The following is a 4,980-nucleotide window of genomic DNA, read 5'->3' as shown; positions in this document are numbered from 1 at the left end:
ATATAAATCAAACAGATGATGCCAAACATTCACCAACGTGAAAACCGCATCTGTCTCAAATTATATGACAACGGACAGAGAACTCGATGCCAGCTAGTGCCTTTTTGCGCCACCGTACCGCGCCCGTCAGTTCCTGATCCTCGGTCAAAAGGGCCGAGACCTTGTCACCCAGTTCAAAATTGGGATGCACTTCGACCATCATCCCGGTGGCCGAGAGATTTTTGATGAAGCCCCAGCCTTCTCCGGATTCTGCCTTGATCTTGGCAAGTCGAAGCATTGCAATATGCCGGTCTTGTTTTCTGCGATCCACATCCGCCAGAACATTTTCCGAAGCCATTGCGGCAGAAGTACCAGATTCGATCATATTTTTCATTTACTTGACCTTCATTCGGTAGCGTAAGGAAAACCGTTCATAATTGCCGGTCGTCGGCAACAGCGCACCGTTTGGCCGGGGGTTGATATGAGAGACATTCGCATCAAAACCACCGCCATCCGCGACGGGAATATGATCAGACATTGTGCCACCAGCAGTGGAAAATTCGATTGCATTCTTGTTCTCACCCCGGTCGGCCTCCGCAAATGCCGGCAGTGAAATGGTGACAAGCAAACATGCAATGACCCACGGCACGGCACATGACCGTGAAGTCGTGCGCTGGCTTTGTCGGTCATCATGACCCGCGAATGCCGCATATGTTGCATTGGATGGCTGCATTATTTTTTCCTGCTATATCCTATTCACTGCATTTTTAATTTAAAGTTAAGGGCATCATAGTCTGTATTGGTTGCCTGCATGGCCTTTCCCCTCAATTTTCTGTTCCCTGCAATTCGATCAGGCGGGGTTCGCATGAGGTTTCGGAGGCTTGATTGCCGGTGGCACCCAATAGAATTTCGCAATCACGAAACGTTGTGCGGCGGGACACTGTGATAGCGGAATCAGACGCATTGATTCCGGACTGCACCTGGGAAGTCGTTATATATGGTTTGATCACCTGCGCACTTGCAACCGCAGTGACGCGACCATTTGTCGTCCGCGCCGCCGGATCAGTCGCGAACGCCTCGGAACCCAGCGCCGGCAATATGCTGATTAGCATGACCGCCAGAATGGATAGAGGCAGGATGACGGAACAACGAAAGGATCGAAGCCAATCGGCTTTCACTTTCCACAATATTATACTGACTGACTGCATGACGCATCCCACCACTAATTTGCAAGAGGGCGACTCTCAGGCTTTGTCCGATGATGGAGCGGATAGAATGTCTATCCGCTCCATCGGGAACAGTCGGTACGATATCGACCAGAATATCGCACCAATGCCAGGACAACTGTGGCGCTTAATTGGGTTACCACAGGCAGAAGCCGAATTGCCCAACTTGCTCATCATATGTGGCGGAACATGGCGACAAAAGGCAGTAAGATACGGCTATTGTTACACTATGTTACGGTTGCATATTTTCAAGCCCCTGTATTTATAGGACTATTATCCAACGCTAGCGATGGTGGGTCGGAAAGATTAACTCTTTCTACATAATAGTTAACAAGATCCTTGCCATATATCATGCTTTCGCAGGACATTTGAGGGCCTCAGAAGGTGGGTTTTGTGAATTAACGGCCCCGTGAATCACCGTATATGACTTTTTACAACATCGTAGGCATTTTGAAAAGCCCCGCCGCAGCAGCGGGACAACGGCAGTCAGCCTGCTAGTCGGAAGCAGAAAATCCAGGCCCGGAAATTGGCCATAGGTCGCTTCGAAAAATCCTTAGCCTCCGTTTGGAACCGATTGCATCAATTCCATATGTTGGTCATCCATCCGCCTGTGAGTTCGATTTATCGTGGTCGATCCCAGCCAAAATCGACTGGGCAAAGCTGTGTAATGTATCGTCGCGCGCGCCCATGATGACGATGCGGTCACCCGGCTCGGCGAGCTCCACCATTCTGTCACCGCATTTCGGCCTTTCGGCGATATGTTCTGCGTTGCCACCGGCAGCATTTATCGCGTCGACGATGGAATCGCTGCCAAGAGACCGATCAACCGTTCCACCAAAATAGACCGGATCACATAATATGACACGATCATCGTTACCAAGGTTTTCGGAGAAAACCGCTGCAAGCTCTGCACCCATTTTTCTTATTGGTCCAAAACCGTGGGGCTGGAAGAAAGCGACAACCCGGCCAGGGAATGCTTTCAAGGTCTGCAGTGTCGCCGCGATTTTATCGGGATTGTGACCGAAATCGTCGATCACCGTAATATCATGGCTGGTTCCCACGATATCAAAGCGACGGGCCAGGCCGCGAAACGACCCGCTTGCCGATATCGCGATATCTACCGGCACCCCGACTGCGCAACTGGCTGCGATAGCCGCCAAAGCATTGGCGACATTGTGCCTGCCTGGCACTTGCAACGAAACCGGATAGTCTGTCCCGTCGGTCCGCATCACAAAATTGCTGCCAAGGGGTTTTTCCTCAACTTGGACAGCGCGAAAATCCGCACCGTCGAGAAATCCAAAGCTGCTCGTTTTTGCCAAATTGCCAGAGCCAACAAGCACATGCGACTCTGCATCATCGTGATTCCAGATCGCGTGCCGCGATTTCGCGATAAAATCGCCGAACAAAATTCTCAGCTCTTCAAGGCTTTTATGATCCAGGCTGACATTGTTGAGCACCGCAATTTCAGGATTGAACAGCGCGATTGAACCATCGCTTTCGTCCACTTCGCTCACCATCATGTCGCCAGCTCCGACGCGGGAACTGGCAAATGGCGCATCGGCATCGACGAAGTTTTTCATCACCGCACCGTTCATGATCGTAGGATCACGGCCAGCCTCGGTCAGGATCCAGCCGATCATCCCGGTCACGGTTGATTTGCCGCTGGTACCGCCAACGGCGATGCTGCGCGGTACGGCATTGAAATGCTCCGCCAGCAATTCCGCCCGGGTCATCCGTTTGCAACCCAGCGCAATAGCGCGCGCAACATCCGGCACAATGTCTTCAATAGCGGCAGAAGCGACCAATATCTGGCTGCTATCGACCAATCCACTGCCATCCTGGTCAAACAGCTTGATTCCCCGATCCTGCAACCACTGAAACTTGTCGGCCAATCGCCCCTGATCCAGCGCCCGGTCCGATCCTGCGACCTGCGCGCCGGCCGCATTGACGATCATCGCCAGAGGCAACATTCCGGAACCGCCGATCCCGCAAAAATAATAGGATTTGTCTTCACTCATTTTTTCGCGCTATTGCTTCTCAATCTGTTTGGCAATGGCGCAAGGAACAAATTCGATCTCCTCACCAGTCCGCATCGGTATTTGTGCGCCGTCGACCCCATTCACACGGGATGCTGCCGACCGCGTCATCGCGCTCGCAGCCGAGACCCATCCGCAAGCCGAATTGATCTTTGACGAGCAATGTTTTTTTGAGGAAGGCCATTTCGCGGGCAGCGACAAGCAACGCACCGACAGTTTCGTCGCTCTGGCCAACGACCCGAGCATAGATGCGATATGGTTTGCCCGCGGCGGCTATGGTGCCGCACGTATGGCGGAAGCTGCCATCGAACAGCTGGATGGTATCGCCAAGGGCAAAACTTACCTGGGATATAGCGATGCGGGAAACCTGCTCGGCGCACTCTATCGCGCAGGCATCGGCGAGGTCACACATGGTCCGATGCCGTCCGATATTGGCCGACCGGGCGGCGAGCATGCCGTTCGCCGAGCTCTGGACTGGATTATGAACAGACAAAAAAATGTGCTTGAACCGGGGCTCACCAACGGTAAAAAATACTCCGCTTTCAATTTGATGACCCTCGCCATGATGACTGGCACAAAACTGATGCCGGACCTGCGAGATCACATTCTCATCGTCGAGGAGATATCCGAATATCTCTATGCCTTCGACCGCGCCATGTTTCACCTGTGCAGCAATCTTGCAGCGCAAGGCCTCTCCGGGATAAAATTGGGTAACGTCGGCGATGTCCCCGAAAATGACCGGCCTTTTGGCGAAACACCAGAGGCGATTACCAAGCGATGGTCCGAGATCAATGGAATCGCCTATTTGGGCCGGGCGGAAATCGGACATGATGTCGAAAACAGAATTGTGCCGTTTGGGTTGTTAAAACTCTGACAAATCAATCAGCGAATACACTGCTGCCAATCATTGGGAGCAGAGCATTCAAGAGGATTTCTGGAATGCGCCGCTGGACGATCCCGACTACAACAAATGTAAATGCGATCACCATCGAATATATTGCGAAAGCACGGACCAATATTCTCATCATGCCAGTGCCCGCATAGCGGAAAATTGCGTTATAAACTCAGATACGAAGGGAATAGGCTAGCCAAAACGACTGCACGCATAGCAAAATATCGAGCAGAATGACGATTGCTCTTTTTTTCCAGCGCGATAGCTGAGCAATTTTTCTAACAACGATGTTACGGTGTCCGTGATACTCTTAATCAATCGGTTCCCAAAGCTGCGACGCTGAGTAAGACAATTAACGGACTGATCCGGTTTAGCCAACTACTTCAAAATAGTTATTTGACATGTAATATGCAGGAACTGGCAATGTTCAAGCCGAAAGCGGTCATTTGTAATTTTTGTTCAACGATCCAAAGGCAAAATTGGTTATAAAAGAAAGACGAACACGATCCAATTGATGAAACCTTGACCTGTGACAGCCAACGCGCCACAAGCCGCCACATTCTGCATGTTGAGATGCCTAATGTTAGAGGGAATTGAATGAAAATTGCAATGATAGGCTCTGGCTATGTCGGTCTCGTTTCCGGCGCATGTTTCGCTGATTTTGGTCATGATGTGATATGCGTCGACAAAGACGAGAAAAAAATATCCAATCTGAACCAGAATGTCATGCCAATTTACGAACCCGGGCTGGCCGATTTGGTCAAACGCAATGTTGATGCAGAACGGCTGTCTTTTTCAACCGATCTTGCTGCTTCTGTAAAGGATTGCGATGCGATATTTATCGCCG

At 51.1% G+C, this 4,980-nt stretch carries 5 protein-coding genes; 2 read left to right on the top strand and 3 right to left on the bottom strand.

The features are described 5' to 3' along the window. Positions 1 to 55: 55 nt before the first annotated feature. The 3 genes from V7665_RS13010 to V7665_RS13000 all read right to left on the bottom strand — a co-directional run bounded on the left by V7665_RS13010 (position 56) and on the right by V7665_RS13000 (position 3,223). Complete coding sequence (locus tag V7665_RS13010; RefSeq protein WP_335664964.1) at positions 56 to 373, bottom strand: PilZ domain-containing protein; 318 nt, start codon at positions 371 to 373, stop codon at positions 56 to 58. Continuing rightward, positions 374 to 712, bottom strand: a complete 339-nt coding sequence (locus tag V7665_RS13005) for a hypothetical protein (protein ID WP_335664963.1) — start codon at positions 710 to 712, stop codon at positions 374 to 376. It lies immediately after the preceding gene. 1,089 nt (positions 713 to 1,801) lie between these two features. Beyond that, entirely contained in the window at positions 1,802 to 3,223 is a 1,422-nt protein-coding gene (locus V7665_RS13000; protein WP_335664962.1) for a glutamate ligase domain-containing protein, read from the bottom strand. A 34-nt stretch (positions 3,224 to 3,257) separates the two neighbouring features. Here V7665_RS13000 and V7665_RS12995 point away from each other — a divergent pair, with 34 nt between their 5' ends. After that, on the top strand, positions 3,258 to 4,115 hold the full coding sequence (locus tag V7665_RS12995; protein WP_335664961.1) for an LD-carboxypeptidase: 858 nt from the start codon (positions 3,258 to 3,260) through the stop codon (positions 4,113 to 4,115). Between the two features lie 615 nt (positions 4,116 to 4,730). Then, positions 4,731 to 4,980: 3-hydroxyacyl-CoA dehydrogenase NAD-binding domain-containing protein (locus tag V7665_RS12990; RefSeq protein ID WP_335664960.1), on the top strand; the 250-nt coding region annotated here is incomplete at its 3' end.

Origin of the sequence: Parasphingorhabdus sp. (genome assembly GCF_036964675.1) — a bacterium.
Lineage (GTDB): Bacteria > Pseudomonadota > Alphaproteobacteria > Sphingomonadales > Sphingomonadaceae > Parasphingorhabdus.
This window is presented reverse-complemented; position numbering and strand designations above follow the sequence as displayed.